Genomic DNA, 17,186 nt, shown 5'->3' on the forward strand with positions numbered 1-17,186 from the left:
CATTCGCGGATTCAGCGCAGGCCCCGAGAGGCCCGCAAATAATGGGTTATTGAAGCACGAAATAGTCGTAGCGCATCGACACAGTGACCAGCAGCGGTTCGGCCGCCTCGATCACTTGGGCGCGGCGCTCGGCACTGGCGCGCCAGCCGTGGGGGGTCATCGCCAGCAGATTGGCGCGGTCCTTGGGATCTGCCAGGCTGAGCTTGAACTCCAGGGTTTCACTGTGTTGCAGGCTCATGCCGTCCGGTACCAGCGCCAGGTGCTTGTCGTCGGTGTACTCGCGCACTTCGTCGTACAAACGCTCACGCAGTTCCATCAGGTGGCCGCTGGTCGGGCCGACTTTCATCAAACCACCGCCCGGGCTGAGCAGGCGCTTGGCCTCCAGCCAGTCCAGCGGACTGAAGACACTGGCAAGGAACTGGCAACTGGCATCGGCCAACGGCACTCGGGCCATGCTGGCGATCAACCAGGTCACCGTGGGGTTGCGCTTACAGGCACGCTTGACCGCTTCCTTGGAAATATCCAGGGCGTAGCCGTCGGCGCGCAGCAGGGTGTCGGCGATTTGCGCGGTGTAGTAACCCTCGCCACAGCCGATATCCAGCCAGCGCTGGGGTTTGCGTTCTGCGGCCAGTTCGGCCAGGCGCCTGGCCACCGGGGCGTAGTGCCCGGCGTTGAGGAAGTCGCGGCGCGCTTCCACCATTGCCAGGTTGTCGCCCGGGTCCCGACTGTTCTTGTGCTGCACCGGCAACAGGTTCAGGTAGCCCTGGCGCGCGCGGTCGAAACGGTGCCCGACCGGGCAAGCCACGCCATTGTCCACTTCATGGAGCGGTGCGCTGCAAATAGGGCAAGCGAGCATCAGGCGAGCAACTTGATCAGGGTCTGGTAGTAGATTTCGGTCAGTACATCTAGATCGCTGGCGAGAATGCGCTCGTTGACCTGATGGATGGTCGCGTTGACCGGGCCCAGCTCTACAACCTGAGTGCCGAGGGTCGCAATGAAGCGCCCGTCGGAAGTGCCGCCGCTGGTGGACGCCTTGGTCTCGCGGCCGGTGACGGCCTTGATGCTGGCGGAGACGGCATCGAGCAACGCGCCCGGTTCGGTGAGGAACGGCAGGCCCGACAGCGCCCACTCCACATGCCAGTCCAGGCCATGCTTGTCGAGAATTGCCGCGACCCGCTGCTGCAGGCCTTCGACGGTGGACTCGGTGGAGAAGCGGAAGTTGAACACCGCCGTCAGGTCACCCGGGATCACGTTGGTGGCGCCGGTGCCGGAATTGAGGTTGGAAATCTGGAAGCTGGTGGGCGGGAAGAAGGTGTTGCCGTCGTCCCAATGCTCGGCGGCCAGTTCGGCCAGGGCCGGAGCGGCCAGGTGGATCGGGTTCTTCGCCAGGTGCGGGTAGGCCACATGGCCTTGCACGCCGCGCACGGTCAGGGTGGCGCCGAGGGAGCCGCGACGGCCGTTCTTGACCACGTCGCCCACCAGGGTGGTGCTCGACGGTTCGCCGACGATGCACCAGTCCAGGCGTTCCTTGCGGGCTGCCAGGCGTTCGATCACAGCCTTGGTGCCGTGGTGTGCCGGGCCTTCTTCGTCACTGGTGATCAGGAAAGCCACCGAACCCTTGTGGTCCGGGTAGTCAGTGACGAAACGCTCGGAGGCGACCAGCATCGCGGCCAGGCTGCCTTTCATGTCGGCCGCGCCACGGCCGCAGAGCATGCCGTTTTCGTCGATCAGCGCGTCGAACGGGTCGTTCTGCCAGGCCTTGACCGGACCGGTCGGCACCACGTCGGTGTGGCCGGCGAAGCACAATACCGGGCCTTCGTGTTTGCCGTGGGTGGCCCAGAAGTTATCCACATCCTCGATGCGCATCGGCTCAAGCGCAAAACCGGCGTCGCCCAGGCGCTGCATCATCAGCTTCTGGCAATCGGCGTCGATCGGCGTCACCGATGGGCGACGGATCAGGTCGATAGCGAGTTGGAGGGTCGGCGAAAGGTCGGCGTGGGCCGTCATGTAAAAACTCCAGAAGCATGTCAGGGCGCAAGGCTTATGTGGGAGGAGGCTTGTGTGGGAGCGGGCTTGCTCGCGAATACGGAGTGTCAGTCAACAACGTATGAACTGACCCGGCGCATTCGCGAGCAAGCCCGCTCCCACACAAAGCAATGGCCTGGGCCAAGTCTCACAAAATGGCCGTTATCTTATAGCAAAACGGCGGCCAGAGGCCGCCGTTTAGTGCATTGCGCAGGATTTTAAGCAGCGGCCACAGGCTCTTGCTTCGGTGCCGGTTTCGGCAGCGAAGACAGGAACGCCATGATCAGCGCCGCCACATACGGCAGCGACTGCACCAGCAACATCACCACCCAGAAGCGCATGTCATTGCTCGGCAGGCCCTGCACCAGGTAAATCCCCAGTGCCGCGCCCCACAACAGCAGCATGATGAACATCTCTTCCCGGGCTTCGGAAATCGCGACCCAGAAACCGTGGTTATCGGCGTTCTTCGGTGTACGAAAGAACGGAATGCTGGTGGTGAAGAAGCCGTACAGCACTGCCTTGGCAATGGTGTGGGACAACGCCAACCCGGCCAACGCCGCGCAGAATGCATCTTTCAGGTTCACACCCACCGCACGGCGGTAGAGGAAGATGATCTTGCCGACCTTGAACACGAACAGCGCCAATGGCGGAATCGCGAAAATCAGCAGCGGCGGGTCAACCCGCGTCGGCACGATAATCATCGCCGCCGACCACAACAGGGCGCCCACGGTGAAGAAGATGTTCATGCCGTCGGCCACCCACGGCAACCAGCCCGCGAGGAAGTGGTAGCGCTGGCCGCGGGTCAGCTCGGTGTCCTTGCCGCGCAACAGGCTCGCGGTGTGACGCTTGATGATCTGGATCGCCCCGTAGGCCCAGCGGAAACGCTGTTTCTTGAAGTCGATAAAGGTATCGGGCATCAGGCCCTTGCCGTAGCTGTCGTGGTAGTAGGCCGCCGACAAGCCTTTCTCGAATACCCGCAGGCCCAACTCGGCATCTTCACAGATGCACCAGTCGGCCCAGCCCAGCTCTTCAAGCACCGAGCGACGGGTCATGGTCATGGTGCCGTGCTGGATGATCGCGTCGCGGTCGTTGCGGGTGACCATGCCGATGTGGAAGAAGCCTTTGTATTCCGCGTAGCAGAGCTTCTTGAAGGTGCTTTCGTTCTGGTCGCGATAATCCTGTGGCGACTGCACCACAGCGATTTTCGGGTCGGCGAAGTGCGGCACCATGTGCTTGAGCCAGTTCGGCGACACGCAGTAATCGGAGTCGATTACCGCGATCACTTCGGCATCCTTGGCGGTATGCGGAATCAGGTAGTTCAGCGCGCCGCCCTTGAAACCGGCCAGGGGCGAGACGTGGAAGAACTTGAAGCGCGGGCCCAGGGTTTCGCAATAGTCGCGCACCGGCTCCCATACGGCCGGGTCTTTGGTGTTGTTGTCGATGATCAGGACTTCGTAGTCCGGATAGTCGAGGGCGGCCAGGGCGTCGAGGGTCTGTTTGACCATCTCCGGCGGCTCGTTGTAGCACGGCACGTGGATCGAGACTTTCGGGCGGTAGTCCGAATCTCCTACAACCGGCAGGAATTCACGCCGGCGTTTGTGAGTCCAGACCGCCTCTGCCAGTTCGTGGGCTTCGGTCAGCAACACGATAAACACGCCCAGGGCGCCGAGTGCCAGCAGGAAGCCTACCGTCAAACTGAACCAGGTGCTGTATTGCTGGCTGTAGTCGTAGCCGATCCACACCAATACTGAACCGCACAGGAAGGCGATAAAGGTCAGGAACGTACGACCACGCTGGCGCAGGGCCGAGCCGTCGATCATCAGCAGGGTCAGGGACAGCAGTGCAAGCACCACCGAGCCGATCGCCAGCACTCGCCATTGCGGAATCGCGACCACCGGGCCATCAAAATTGAATTTCTGCTGGCGTGCGGCGTTGAACACGCCCCAATAAGCGCCCACCGAACCTTCGTCGCTGGCTTTCCACGGCTGGTCAAACGCTTCGATCACGAAGTAGTTGTAGCCCTGGCGGTTCAGCGTGTTAACCAGCGTGCGCAGGTAAATTGCCTGGTCGGCCGGAGAGGCGTCAGCACCGCCACGCATCCGTCCGTTGCTTGGCCAGCCAACCTCCGACAGTAACAGCGGCTTTTTCGGGAAGGTCTTCTTCAGGTCCCGTGCGCGATCGAGGACGAACTGGCCGGCCTTGTCCACCGGGATATGTTCCCAGTACGGCAGGATGTGCGCGGCGATCAGGTCGACGTGCTTGGCCAGTTGCGGGTTGTGTTCCCAGATGTGCCATTGCTCGGAGGTGGTCACGGGCACCTTGACGGCGGCCCGTACCCGATCCAGCAGCACGATCAGCGCTTCCGGAGTGATTTCTTCGCGGAACAGCGCTTCGTTACCCACCACTACCCGCACTACGCTGCGGGAGTTGTTGGCGATTTCGATGGCACGCTGGATCTCGCGCTCGTTGCGCTCGAGGTCCGGGCTGATCCAGATCCCCAGGGTCACCCGCAGGCCGAACTCTTCCGCCAGCTTGGGGATATCCCCCAGGGTGCCGTCGACCGAGTAGGTACGGATGTTATCCGTCAGCTTGCTCATGATCGCAAGGTCCTGACGCATTTGATCGTCGGTCGGATACTGGTCTTTCTGTGGGTACTGGCCTTGCTGGAACGGCGAGTACGAAAAACCGGAGATCTGCTCGGGCCAGTTAGGGGCATTGACCGGGCGGTTGATCAGCGCCCAGAAGCCAGTGAACAGCGCGGCAATTGCCAGCACCACCACCAGGTTGAGTCCAAATTTACGCGATGACATGGCTATTTCGGGTTCCAAAGGGTGTGGAACGAAAAGAGGTGTCGGCCTACGCCGAACGGCGCGCATCCTACACTGGCCTTTCACCGACCGTACAGCAAGCCGAGAAAAACCGGACATTGGGCAGTGCAACTCGTCGTAAGTTCTCTTACTTGTAGCTTGTAGCTTAAAACTTGTCGCTGCGTAGCCCTATAATGCGCGCCGGTTTTTGGGGTAATGGTCATGAGTACAGAAGATCCACGGTTTGCCGGCGTCGCCCGCTTGTATGGCATTGAAGGCCTGGAACGCTTGAAGGCGGCCCATGTGGCCATCGTCGGCGTGGGCGGGGTGGGCTCGTGGGCGGCGGAAGCCATCGCCCGTTGTGGGGTGGGCGAGATTTCGCTGTTTGACCTGGATGATGTGTGCGTCAGCAACAGCAACCGCCAGTTGCATGCGCTGGACAGCACGGTGGGCAAGGCCAAGGTCGAGGTCATGGCCGAGCGCCTGAAGGGCATCAACCCGGACTGCACCGTGCATGCGGTGGCGGATTTCGTCACTCGCGAGACGATGGCCGAGTACATCACGCCCAATATCGATTGCGTGATCGACTGCATCGACAGTGTGAACGCCAAGGCCGCGCTGATCGCCTGGTGCAAGCGGCGCAAGATCCAGATCATCACCACTGGCGGCGCGGGCGGGCAGATTGATCCGACGCTGATTCAGGTGTGTGATTTGAACCGCACGTTCAATGACCCACTGGCGTCGAAAGTGCGCTCCACCCTGCGCCGCGACTACGGCTTCTCGCGCACCGTGACCCGCCATTACAGCGTGCCCTGCGTATTTTCCACCGAACAGCTGCGTTATCCAAAGCCGGACGGCAGCATCTGTTTGCAGAAGAGTTTTGTCGGGGATGGCGTGAAACTGGACTGCGCCGGTGGGTTTGGCGCGGTGATGATGGTCACCGCGACCTTCGGCATGGTGGCGGCGACCAAGGCGGTAGACAAGATTGTGGCAGGGGTGCGCCGGCCTGCTGACAGAGTTCAGGCAGCACCGATCTCTGCACCCTGAAAAGATCAAAATGTGGGAGCGGGCTTGCTCGCGAAAGCGGAGTGTCAGTCACCAGACAGGTCGACTGATACACCGCTTTCGCGAGCAAGCCCGCTCCCACATTCAGTTTTGTGTGAGGCTCAGCTGCCGCATGCGCTGCAGCACTGCATTCAACCCATTGCTGCGCGACGGCGATAACTGCCGCGACAGGCCCAGTTGTTCAAACCAGCCGGGCAAGTCGACCGCCTGCAACTCAGCGGCAGACAAACCGTTAACCCGTGCCAGCAACAGCGCCACCAGCCCGCGTATCAGTCGTGCATCGCTGCTGGCGGCAAACTGCCAGTGGCCATCCTGCAAACGCCCCACCAGCCACACCAGGCTTTCACAGCCCTGCACCAGGTTGACGTCGACCTTGTCTTCATCCGGCAAGGCGGGAAGACGCTCGCCCCATTGCATCAGCAGGCGGGCCCGTTGCTCCCAACTGCCGACCGCCTTGAACGCTTCCAGCGCGACAACTGCCTCCGGCGGCAAATTCATCGCAACATATCCAGGGCTTGATCCAGCGCTTCAAAAAGCGCTCCAGGTCATCGGAGTCGTTGTACAGCGCCAGCGACACCCGAATCGCCCCCGGCAACCCCATCTGCTTGAGCAATGGCATCGCACAATGATGGCCCGCGCGTACGGCAATCCCTTGTTCAGTCAGCAAGTGGGCAAGGTCGGCGTTGTGCACGCCTTCCACCACAAAACTGGCCAAGGCTACTTGCGGCGAACCCAGCAGGCGCACGCCGTTTCGGGCTTGCAGGCCGCGCAACAGGTAGTCGTGCAAGGCGACTTCGTGGGCCGTCACCTCGTGTTGATCCAGGGAACTCAGGTAATCCAGGGTTGCGCCCAGGCCGATCACGCTGGCGATCGGTGGGGTACCGGCTTCGAACCCGAGGGGCGCCGGGCGGAAGCTGGCGCTTTGGTAGTCAGCCTGCTGCACCATCTCGCCGCCAAACTGCCAATGGCGCAGGTGATGCAGGGCTTCGGTGCGACCGTAAAGCACGCCGACGCCATCCGGACCGTAGAGCTTGTGGCTGGAAAACACGTAGAAGTCGCAGGCCATGGCCTGCACGTCGTGGCGACCATGGACGATGCCCTGGGCGCCATCGACCACCGTCAGTGCGTCGTGGGCCTTGGCCAGCGCCAGCAATTGCGGCAACGGCTGCCAGGCACCGAGCACGTTGGACAGTTGGCTCACCGCCAGCAGGCGGGTGCGCGGGCCGATCAGTTGGGCGGCGGCTTGCAGGTCGATCAAACCGTCATTGCTAAGCGGCAGTACCACCAACGCCAGCTCGCGACGTTTGGCCAGTTGCTGCCACGGCAGCAGGTTGGCGTGGTGCTCCAGGGCGCTGATGACAATCTCGTCGCCCGGGTTGAATAGGTGCTCAAGGCCATATGCCAGGAGGTTCAGCGCCGATGTCGCGCCGTGGGTGAAGATGATTTGCCCCTCGTCACCGACGTTCAGCCACTGCGCCACCTTGTTGCGACTGTCCTCGAACGCCTGGGTTGCATGGGCGCCCGGCAAATGCTGGGCACGGTGCACATTGGCTGCGCCATTGGCGTAGTAATGGCTGATGGCGTCCAACAAGGCTTGAGGTTTTTGCGTGGTGGCGGCGTTGTCCAGATAGGTCTGGTCTTGCCGTTGCAGGGTGGCGATGGCCGGAAAATCGGCGCGCCAGGGAGAGGGCACAAGCATGGTGATCAAGACTCGTATAAACGGCCCGCATCCGGAAGAAGCGGGCCGTTAGTGGCATCGAGTCGCTGCTTAGTTGTGAGCGTGCAGCGCTGCGTTCAGTTCGATGGCCGATTTGTGGGTTTTGCACTCCACGGCACCGGTCTCGGAGTTGCGGCGGAACAGCAGGTCCGGTTGGCCGGCCAGCTCACGGGCCTTGACCACTTTGACCAGCTGGTTTGCTTCATCCAGCAGCGCAACCTTGGTGCCGGCGGTCACGTACAGGCCCGACTCAACGGTGTTGCGGTCGCCCAACGGGATACCGATACCGGCGTTGGCGCCGATCAGGCAGCCTTCGCCGACCTTGATCACGATGTTGCCGCCGCCCGACAGGGTGCCCATGGTGGAGCAACCGCCGCCCAGGTCCGAACCCTTGCCGACGAATACGCCAGCCGACACACGGCCTTCGATCATGCCCGGGCCTTCGGTGCCGGCGTTGAAGTTGACGAAACCTTCGTGCATCACGGTGGTGCCTTCGCCTACGTAGGCGCCCAGGCGGATGCGCGCGGCATCAGCGATACGCACGCCGCTCGGCACCACGTAGTCGGTCATTTTCGGGAACTTGTCCACCGAGAACACTTCCAGCAGCTCGCCACGCAGGCGCGCTTCCAGCTGACGCTCGGCCAGCTCGGCGATGTCGATTGCGCCCTGGCTGGTCCAGGCCACGTTCGGCAACTGCGGGAACACACCGGCCAGGTTCAGGCCGTGGGGCTTGACCAGGCGATGGGACAGCAAGTGCAGCTTGAGGTAGGCCTCAGGGGTGGAAGTCAGTGCGGCGTCTTCGGCCAGCAGGGTGGCGACCAGCGGCGTGTGGCTTTCAGCCAGGCGGCTCAACAGGGCGGCTTGGGCGGCGTCGACGCCTTTGAGCGCGTCAGCCAGTTGCAGGGCCTGGGTAACGGTGAAAGTGATCGCCTGGTTGCCTTCGGTGTAACCGAGGATCGGGGTGATGGCAGCGATGATTTCAGCCGATGGATTGAGCAGCGGTTGTGCGTAAAACACTTCCAGCCAAGCACCTTGGCGGTTCTGAGTGCCGACGCCGAAGCCCAGGCTGAACAGGGAATTGGACATGCTGTTACCTCTACAAAAATTGAGTGGGCTGGCCTACTTGAGGGCCGCCGAATAACTATCTGGCTTGAAGCCAATCAGGGTTTTGTCACCGAGATCAAGCACGGGGCGCTTGATCATCGAGGGTTGCGCGAGCATCAATTCAATGGCTTTCGCTTGGTCGAGATCGGCTTTGCGTTCGTCTTCGAGTTTGCGAAAGGTGGTGCCCGCACGGTTCAAAACCACCTGCCAACCGTGCTCATTGCACCATTGGGTCAAGTGTTCGCGGTCGATACCGGCCGTTTTGTAGTCATGAAACTCATACTGGATAGCGTGCTCGTCGAGCCAGGTGCGCGCCTTTTTCATGGTGTCGCAGGCTTTTATGCCGAAAAGGTGCAACGTTTTGCTTGAAGCGGTCAAGGAATTGCCCCCCTTTGGGCTGACGCAGATGAAAGGTCAAGGATTATGCCATGGCCAGCGGCTTTCGGCGCCGCTCGTCACACTTACGTTTTGCTCGCGTGCGACTTTTGTGCAAAGGCCATCGCGCAGCATAGGCGGCTAATATGGCACTTCAACGGCGAGTTGTTGCCTGATGTGTGTTGTTGCAAGTTGATTGTCTGGGAATCCCGCGTTATGCAAACCGCCTACACCGTACTTATCCTGCTGATGCTGGTCAGCGTTTCGCGCCTCGTCGGGCGCATCATTCCACTGCCGTTGCCACTGGTGCAGATCGCCGCCGGCGCCTTGTTGGCCTGGCCGACCCTAGGCCTGCATGTAGCCCTCGATCCCGAGTTGTTTCTCTTCCTGTTTCTGCCGCCGCTGCTGTTCTCCGATGGCTGGCGTATGCCCAAGCGTGAATTGTGGCGCCTGCGCGGGCCGATCCTGACGCTGGCGGTGGGCCTGGTGCTATTCACCGTGGTCGGTGCCGGTTACTTCATTCACTGGCTGTTGCCGAGTATCCCACTGCCGGTGGCCTTCGCCCTGGCGGCCGTGTTGTCGCCGACGGATGCGGTGGCGGTGTCAGCCATTTCCCAGAATCGTCTGCCAACACCGCTGATGCATATGCTTCAGGGCGAGGCGCTGATGAATGACGCCTCGGGCCTGGTGACCTTCAAGTTCGCCCTGGTGGCGGCGGTGACCGGGGTGTTTTCCCTGGCGAATGCCAGCCTGACATTTGTGCTGGTGGCCGTCGGTGGCCTGGCCATTGGCGTGGCCTTGAGCTGGCTGGTGGGCCGCTTGCGGTCCTGGATGATCGCCCGGGGCTGGGACGACCCGGCGACGCACGTGGTATTCATGTTGCTGCTGCCGTTTGCTGCCTACGTGCTGGCCGAACGCCTTGGCGCCTCGGGCATCTTGTCGGCGGTGGCCGCGGGGATGATGCAAAGCTGGCTCGACCTGCTGCCGCGCCAGACCAGCACCCGGTTGCTCAACCGCAGTGTCTGGTCGCTGCTGGAGTTTGCGTTTAACGGTTTGATCTTCCTGCTGCTGGGCCTGCAATTGCCGGACATTATCAAGGCGGTGGTGAGTCACGAGCCGACGCTGTGGCCGACCTTGTTGTATCGCTGCCTGGACGTGGTCGCGATTTTCCTGGTGCTGGTGGTGTTGCGGTTTATCTGGGTGCAGAGCATCTGGCGACTGTCGGGTTTATTGCGCCGGATTCGTGGGAAAAGTGAGCTGACACTGGTGCCCACCGCGCGGTCTTGCTGGCTGTTGACCGTCGGTGGGGTACGCGGTGCCGTGACCCTGGCCGGTGTGATGTCGGTACCGTTACTGCTTGCGCCGGGGCAGGACTTCCCCGAGCGCGACCTGCTGATCTTCATCGCCGCCGGTGTGATCCTGCTGTCGTTGGTCGCGGCCTGCATCGCTTTGCCGCTGCTGTTACGCGGCATCGAGAAGAGTCCGGATGAGAAACGCCACAATGAAGTGCGCGAGGCCTGGAAGAAGACCGCCGTGGCTGCTATCCATGCACTCGAAACCGAAGATCCCGCTGAAGCTGCACCTCTGGATGCCGCCCAGGCAGCCTTGGCCACCGAGCTCAAGGCGCGGTTGATGTCGGAGTATCGTCATCAATTGGAGGTGTTCAATGATTCGGCCGAAGCCCAGGCGCTGGCGTTTCAGATGGACCAACTGGAGCGCAAGTTGCGGCTCAAGGCCCTGCGGGCGCAGCGTCTGGAGCTGTATAGCCTGAGCCGTCACCACCAGATTGGTGATGACGTGCTACGGGAGGTGTTGGCGGATCTGGATATGAGCGAGGCGAATCTGGGTCATATCAAATAACACCGCGGTGCTTACTTGTGGCGAGGGAGCTTGCTCCCGCTGGGTAACGAAGTCGCCCCAACGCTGGCGACTTCATTCGTGCAGGAAAACGGCATCAGCCGGTTTACGACTGCTGCGCAGCCGAGCGGGAGCAAGCTCCCTCGCCACATTCAGCGCAGTTATTTATTGCGGGTAATAAAGTCGCGAATCCGCGTCGCCGCTTCCACGCACTCCGCCAACGGCGCGACCAGCGCCAGGCGCACACGCCCGGCGCCCGGGTTGACCCCGTCCACTTCCCGCGACAGGTACGAGCCTGGTACCACGGTCACGTGTTCTTCCACGAACAAGTCACGGCAGAACGCCGCGTCGTCGCCCTTCACGTTCGGCCACAGGTAGAAGCCACCGTCGGGATTTTGCACGTCCAGCACCGGCTTCAGGATCGCCAGTACGGCATCGAACTTCTCCCGGTACAGATCGCGGTTGGCCTGCACGTGGGCTTCGTCCTGCCAGGCGGCAATGCTCGCCAGTTGGGTTTGCACCGGCATCGCGCAACCGTGGTAGGTGCGGTACAGCAAAAAGCCCTTGAGGATTTCGGCGTCGCCGGCCACAAAGCCCGAACGCAGGCCCGGCAGATTGGAGCGTTTGGACAGGCTGTGGAACACCACGCAGCGCTTGAAATCCTGGCGACCCAGCTCGACGCAGGCGCTGAGCAGGCCTGGCGGCGGGGTTTGTTCGTCGAAGTACAACTCGCTGTAGCACTCGTCGGCGGCGATTACGAAGTCGTATTCGTCGGCCAGGGCGATCAGCTTTTTCAGGGTGTCGACGGGAATCAGTGCACCTGTCGGGTTGCCTGGCGAGCACAGGAACAGGATCTGACAGCGTTTCCAGATGTCCGGCGATACGGCGTCGAAATCCGGGTTGAAGCCGTTTTCATCCAGGCACGGCAGGTAGTGCGGCTTGGCTCCGGCGAGGAACGCCGCGCCTTCGTAGATCTGGTAGAACGGGTTTGGGCTGACCACCAGCGCGTCGTCGCCACGGTTGACCACGGTCTGGGTGAAGGCGAACAACGCTTCACGGGTGCCGTTCACCGGCAGGATATTGCGCGCCGGGTCCAGCCAGCCCTTGGGCACGCTGAAACGACGTTCGCACCAGGCGCCAATGGCTTCGCGCAGGGCGGGAATGCCCAGGGTGGTGGGGTACACCGCCATCTGGTCCAGGTTGTTGGCCAGCGCGTCGGCGACGAACTGCGGAGATTTATGCTTCGGCTCGCCGATGGAGAGGGCGATCGGACGCTTGTCCGGGTTCGGTGTGACGCTGCCCAGCAGGACGCGCAATTTCTCGAACGGGTAGGGCTGCAGTTGGTTCAGGGCATTGTTCATCGATAAATCTCGTTCAATTCATTGGAAGCTGAAAATGGGCGGTCGGTCAGATGCTCAAGCGTGACATCTCGACGCCGGTCTCCTGATTGACGCTCAACTGCTGGACGATGGCTTCCTGCAAGCGTCGGCACAGTTCAGGGTCGGAAAGCGGCTGGTTGTCGGCATCGGTAATGAAGAACACGTCTTCCACCCGTTCGCCCAGGGTCGCAATCTTGGCGTTCTGCAACGACAGGTCGAACTCCAGGAAGATCGTGCCGATCCGCGCCAACAGGCCAGGCCGGTCCGGCGCGCTGAGTTCCAGCACCGTCACCGGGCGTTGGGCGTCGTTGTGGATGGTCACCTCAGGGGCAAACGCAAAGTGCTTGAGCTGGCGCGGTACCCGGCGCTGGATGATGGTCGGGTAGTCGTCAGGGTTGCGCAGCGCGTCGGTGAGGCCTTTGCGGATCTTTTTCACCCGCTCAGGGTTGTCGCCGATGGACTCGCCTTCCGTGTCGAGCACGATGTAGGTGTCGAGGGTGAACTGGCTGCTGGAGGTGATGACCCGGGCGTCGTGAATGTTCAGGTTGAGCTGGTCCATCGCGGCCACGGTCACGGCGAAGAAATCGTGCTGGTCCGGGGCGTAGATGAAGATCTGCGTACCACCCTCGAACTCGCGCTGGGTGGTTTCCTTGATCAGCACCAGCGGCCCGCCATCGGCCGGCTGCTGCAGGATCGCGTCGCTGTGCCAGGCCACGTCGCCGGCAGTGTGGCGCAGGAAGTAGTCGTCTCCCAGTTGCGACCAGAGTTGCTCGACGTCGTCCGGGTCGTTGCCGCCACGCACCAGAATATCCAGGGCCGCGCTTTGGGTGCGGCGGATCTGCTCTTCGCGGTCCACCGGGTTCTCCAGGCCGCGACGCAGCGCGCGCTTGGTCTCGGTGTAGAGCTGGCGCAACAGGCTGGCGCGCCAGGAATTCCACAGCGTCGGGTTGGTGGCGTTGATGTCGGAGACGGTGAGCACGTACAGGTAGTCGAGACGGGTTTCGTCGCCGACGGCCTGGGCGAAATCATGGATCACCTGCGGGTCGGACAAGTCCTTGCGCTGGGCGGTGGTGGACATCACCAGGTGGTTTTGCACCAGCCACACAATCAGGCGGCTGTCCCACAGTGGCAACTGGTGACGCTGGCAGAACGCTTCGGCGTCCACCGCACCAATTTCCGAGTGGTCACCGTGGCGGCCCTTGCCGATGTCGTGGTACAGGCCGGCAAGGTAGATCAGCTCGGGCTTGGGCAGCCGCGCCATGAGCTTGCTGGCCAGCGGGAATTTCTCTGACACCTGGGTGTACTGCAACTTACGCAGGTGCTTGATCAGGTTCAGGGTGTGGGCGTCCACCGTATAGATGTGGAACAGGTCGTGCTGCATCTGCCCGACGATAAAGCCGAACTCCGGCAGGTAACGGCCCAGGATCCCGTAGCGGTTCATGCGCCGCAGGTTGCGGTGGATGCCGATCTTGCACTTGAACAGTTCGATAAACAGGCTGGTGTTGCGAATGTCGTTACGGAAGTCGTCGTCGATCAGGTGACGGTTTTCCCGCAGCAAACGAATGGTGTCGGCGCGTACGCCTTTGATTTCCGGCTGTTGGGCCATCAACACAAAGATTTCCAGCATCGCGAACGGCGTGCGTTTGAACACGTTGTCGTTGCGTGCCTCGATGTAGCCATCGTGGAGCTGGAAGCGCGAGTTGATCGGCTGCGGCGGTGCTTCGTCTTCCGGGGCCAGGATCACTTCTTCGAAGTGCTGGATGATCAGGTCGCTGAGCTGGGCAATGCTCATTACCACCCGGTAGTACTGCTGCATGAAGCTTTCGATGCTGGTCTTCGCGTCTTCGCCTTCAAACCCCAGCAGGGTCGCGATGGAGCGCTGGTGGTCGAACAGCAGGCGGTCTTCGGAGCGACCGGCCAGCATGTGCAACGCGTAGCGCACTTTCCACAGGAATTCCTGGGAGGAGGCCAGCAGGGCGTTTTCGCTCTCTACCAGGAAGCCTTCCCCGGCCAGGGCGCGCAGGTTCAGGGTGCCGTATTGACGGCGGGCGACCCACAAAATCGTCTGGATATCCCGCAGCCCGCCGGGGGAGCCTTTGACGTTGGGTTCCAGGTTGTATTCGGTGTCGTTGTACTTGTGGTGCCGGGCTTTCTGCTCGGCACGCTTGGCCAGGAAGAAGTCCTTGCTCGGCCACATGTGCGCGGTGCTGGTGACTTCCAGCATGCGCTGGCGCAGGCGCTCGGGGCCGGCGATGGTGCGGCTTTCCATCAGGTTGGTGATCACCGTCAGGTCGGCGCGGGCTTCCTGGGCGCATTCGTCCACCGAGCGCACGCTTTGGCCGACTTCCAGGCCGATGTCCCACAGCAACGTCAGAAAACGCTCGATGGAGTCGCGGAAAATTTCGTGATCGGCGCTGTCCAGCAAAATCAGCAGGTCGATATCGGAGTAGGGGTGCAGTTCACCACGGCCGTAGCCGCCGACCGCCACCAGGGCGATATCAGCGTCTTCGCTCCAGCTGAACTGTTCCCAGGCCTTTTGCAGGATGTTGTCGACGAACCAGGCGCGGTCCTCGATCAGCCGGCGGATGTCCCGGCCCGTGCGAAAGCGCTCGTCGAGCACCTCGCGGGCCTGACGAATGGCCTTCTTGAAGGCGGCGATGGGGCTGGCCTTCAGCGCCAGTTCCGCCTGGAACTGGCCGCGGTCGAAGAGTTCGGGATCCACCTGGGGCATCGATCGGTTTTCCTTTCTATCTATGGGTCACAGCGTTGCTATTAGAAAACCGGTGCAAACATTACGCCGAAACGCGGGGAATCGTGTCGTCGGCCCGCAGAGTGAAGATCTCGTAGCCGGTGTCGGTGACCAGCAGGGTGTGTTCCCACTGGGCCGAGAGCTTGCGGTCCTTGGTGATGGCGGTCCAGCCGTCGCCCAGTACTTTGGTGTCGGCCTTGCCCTGGTTGATCATCGGCTCGATGGTGAAGGTCATGCCTGCCTTCAGCTCCATGCCGGTGCCGGCGCGGCCGTAGTGCAGGATCTGTGGCTCTTCGTGGAATACCTTGCCGATGCCGTGGCCGCAGAATTCGCGCACCACCGAGAAGCCGTTCTTTTCAGCGTGCTTCTGGATGATTTCACCGATGTCGCCCAGGCGGCAGCCAGGCTTGACGATCTCGATGGCCTTGTACATGCATTCCTGGGTCACTTGCGACAGGCGCTCGGCCCAGACCGGCACGGTGCCGACGTGGAACATGCGGCTGGTGTCGCCGTGGTAGCCGTCCTTGATGACGGTGACGTCGATGTTCAGGGTATCGCCGTCTTTCAACGGCTTGTCGCCGGGAATCCCGTGGCACACCACGTGGTTGATCGAGGTGCAGATCGACTTGGGGAAGCCCTTGTAGTTCAGTGGTGCAGGGATGGCTTTTTGCACGTCAACGATATAGTCGTGGCAAATGCGGTCCAGCGCTTCGGTGGTGACGCCGGGCTTGACGTGTTCGGCAATCATTTCCAGCACGTCGGCAGCCAGTTTGCCGGCAACACGCATGCCAGCGATATCTTCGGCGGTTTTGAGGGTGACGGTCATACAGGCTCTCTCTAGCGCGACGCGCTGAAATCAATACGGTTTACGGGTGTGCGACAAAAGGTTGCAGAATTCGCACAAGCCCAAAAAACGCGATTCTAGCAGACGCAGGGGTGAAACCATGAGCGTCTGGCGATCGCTTCTGTCTATAAGGGTGGGGGCATTCTGGCTCTATTCAAAGGCTTAGGCAAAAGCGACTGACGGCAAATGTGATTGCGGGTTTCGTTTTTGCAAGCTCTGTGGTATAAAATGCGCCGCTTTCCGGGGATACCCCGCAAAGCTTAAATCCACACACGTGTCGACACGATGACCTGGGTGCCGGAGGCGAATGCCACTGGTTGGTCATTGGGATACGTGGAGGCCAAACCCGACTTATTAAGGAACTATCATGTCCCAAGTCAACATGCGCGATATGCTGAAGGCCGGTGTGCACTTCGGTCACCAGACCCGTTACTGGAACCCGAAAATGGGTAAGTACATTTTCGGCGCGCGTAACAAGATCCACATCATCAACCTTGAAAAAACCCTGCCAATGTTCAACGAAGCTCTGACTTTCGTAGAGCGCCTGGCCCAGGGCAAAAACAAGATTCTGTTCGTCGGCACCAAGCGTTCCGCTGGCAAGATCGTTGCTGAAGAAGCAGCACGTTGCGGTTCGCCGTACGTCGATCACCGCTGGTTGGGCGGCATGCTGACCAACTTCAAAACCATCCGTGCTTCCATCAAGCGTCTGCGTGACCTTGAAGTGCAAGCCGAAGACGGTACTTTCGCCAAGCTGACCAAGAAAGAGGCGCTGATGCGCACTCGCGACCTGGAAAAGCTCGATCGTTCCCTGGGTGGTATCAAGGACATGGGCGGTCTGCCTGACGCACTGTTCGTTATCGACGTTGATCACGAGCGCATCGCGATCACCGAAGCTAACAAGCTGGGTATCCCGGTTATCGGCGTAGTCGATACCAACAGCAGCCCGGAAGGCGTTGACTACATCATCCCAGGCAACGATGACGCAATCCGCGCTATCCAGCTGTACATGGGTTCGATGGCTGACGCTGTAATCCGTGGTCGCAACCACGTTGCTGGCGGCACCGAGCAGTTCGTTGAAGAAGCTCCGGTAGCAGCAGCTGAGTAACTGACGCCTTGGCGTTGACTCAGTAAGCAAAAAGGGGGCTTGGCCCCCTTTTTGCCACCTCGAAAACCATTTGTCGGCAGCGCAGCTACAACATCTGTAACGTGCAGCGGCCTACAAGGGTGGTTCGGGAAGAATTGATCGCCCGTTCAATCGGGTGGA

At 61.2% G+C, this 17,186-nt stretch carries 12 protein-coding genes and 1 pseudogene; 3 read left to right on the top strand and 10 right to left on the bottom strand.

From position 1 onward, the window contains the following. Window positions 1-46 precede the first annotated feature (46 nt). The 3 genes from JFU58_RS15905 to JFU58_RS15915 form a co-directional block, all read right to left on the bottom strand. Window positions 47-856: a putative RNA methyltransferase gene (locus JFU58_RS15905; protein WP_063032925.1), complete on the bottom strand. Its 810-nt coding sequence runs from the start codon at window positions 854-856 to the stop codon at window positions 47-49. Beyond that, window positions 856-2,007 carry a succinyl-diaminopimelate desuccinylase gene (dapE, locus tag JFU58_RS15910; protein WP_063032923.1) on the bottom strand — a complete coding sequence of 384 codons (1,152 nt, stop codon included), beginning with the start codon at window positions 2,005-2,007 and terminating at the stop codon, window positions 856-858. The genes JFU58_RS15905 and dapE overlap by 1 nt, the downstream gene beginning before the upstream one ends. Window positions 2,008-2,243: 236 nt before the next feature. Next, a complete protein-coding gene (locus tag JFU58_RS15915) occupies window positions 2,244-4,835 on the bottom strand; it encodes a glycosyltransferase (protein ID WP_093201156.1) in 2,592 nt (863 codons plus the stop codon). Between the two features lie 219 nt (window positions 4,836-5,054). Here JFU58_RS15915 and tcdA point away from each other — a divergent pair, with 219 nt between their 5' ends. Continuing rightward, the gene (gene tcdA, locus JFU58_RS15920; RefSeq protein WP_167410168.1) at window positions 5,055-5,879 is read left to right on the top strand and encodes a tRNA cyclic N6-threonylcarbamoyladenosine(37) synthase TcdA; all 825 of its coding nucleotides are present in this window, start codon (window positions 5,055-5,057) and stop codon (window positions 5,877-5,879) included. Between the two features lie 102 nt (window positions 5,880-5,981). Here tcdA and JFU58_RS15925 read toward each other — a convergent pair whose 3' ends face one another. From JFU58_RS15925 to JFU58_RS15940, 4 genes and pseudogenes are all read right to left on the bottom strand, one after another. Beyond that, the gene (locus tag JFU58_RS15925) at window positions 5,982-6,395 is read right to left on the bottom strand and encodes a SufE family protein (protein ID WP_201141119.1); all 414 of its coding nucleotides are present in this window, start codon (window positions 6,393-6,395) and stop codon (window positions 5,982-5,984) included. After that, a pseudogene (locus JFU58_RS15930) lies at window positions 6,392-7,596 on the bottom strand (aminotransferase class V-fold PLP-dependent enzyme). Before JFU58_RS15930 ends, JFU58_RS15925 begins: the two are co-directional and overlap by 4 nt. 69 nt (window positions 7,597-7,665) lie before the next feature. After that, window positions 7,666-8,700 (bottom strand): 2,3,4,5-tetrahydropyridine-2,6-dicarboxylate N-succinyltransferase, encoded by a 1,035-nt coding sequence (dapD, locus tag JFU58_RS15935; RefSeq protein WP_017479423.1) that lies wholly within the window; start codon window positions 8,698-8,700, stop codon window positions 7,666-7,668. Between the two features lie 33 nt (window positions 8,701-8,733). Then, window positions 8,734-9,096, bottom strand: a complete 363-nt coding sequence (locus JFU58_RS15940) for an ArsC family reductase (protein WP_003219341.1) — start codon at window positions 9,094-9,096, stop codon at window positions 8,734-8,736. A 213-nt stretch (window positions 9,097-9,309) separates the two neighbouring features. On the opposite strand from JFU58_RS15940, the gene JFU58_RS15945 reads away from it, so the two are divergent. After that, window positions 9,310-10,953 carry a Na+/H+ antiporter gene (locus JFU58_RS15945; protein ID WP_063032914.1) on the top strand — a complete coding sequence of 548 codons (1,644 nt, stop codon included), beginning with the start codon at window positions 9,310-9,312 and terminating at the stop codon, window positions 10,951-10,953. A gap of 158 nt (window positions 10,954-11,111) precedes the next feature. On the opposite strand, the gene dapC is transcribed toward JFU58_RS15945, so the two are convergent. The 3 genes from dapC to map form a co-directional block, all read right to left on the bottom strand. Then, window positions 11,112-12,311 carry a succinyldiaminopimelate transaminase gene (dapC, locus tag JFU58_RS15950; RefSeq protein ID WP_063032912.1) on the bottom strand — a complete coding sequence of 400 codons (1,200 nt, stop codon included), beginning with the start codon at window positions 12,309-12,311 and terminating at the stop codon, window positions 11,112-11,114. Window positions 12,312-12,357: 46 nt separating this feature from the next. Continuing rightward, entirely contained in the window at window positions 12,358-15,060 is a 2,703-nt protein-coding gene (locus JFU58_RS15955) for a [protein-PII] uridylyltransferase (protein ID WP_093201131.1), read from the bottom strand. A gap of 61 nt (window positions 15,061-15,121) precedes the next feature. Beyond that, complete coding sequence (map, locus tag JFU58_RS15960; RefSeq protein WP_003219332.1) at window positions 15,122-15,904, bottom strand: type I methionyl aminopeptidase; 783 nt, start codon at window positions 15,902-15,904, stop codon at window positions 15,122-15,124. Between the two features lie 385 nt (window positions 15,905-16,289). On the opposite strand from map, the gene rpsB reads away from it, so the two are divergent. Then, window positions 16,290-17,027, top strand: coding sequence for a 30S ribosomal protein S2 (rpsB, locus tag JFU58_RS15965; protein WP_003219330.1), 738 nt, complete (start codon window positions 16,290-16,292; stop codon window positions 17,025-17,027). Window positions 17,028-17,186 lie beyond the last annotated feature (159 nt).

The sequence above is a fragment of the Pseudomonas sp. TH34 genome (assembly GCF_016650865.1).
GTDB classification, from domain to species: domain Bacteria; phylum Pseudomonadota; class Gammaproteobacteria; order Pseudomonadales; family Pseudomonadaceae; genus Aquipseudomonas; species Aquipseudomonas yamanorum.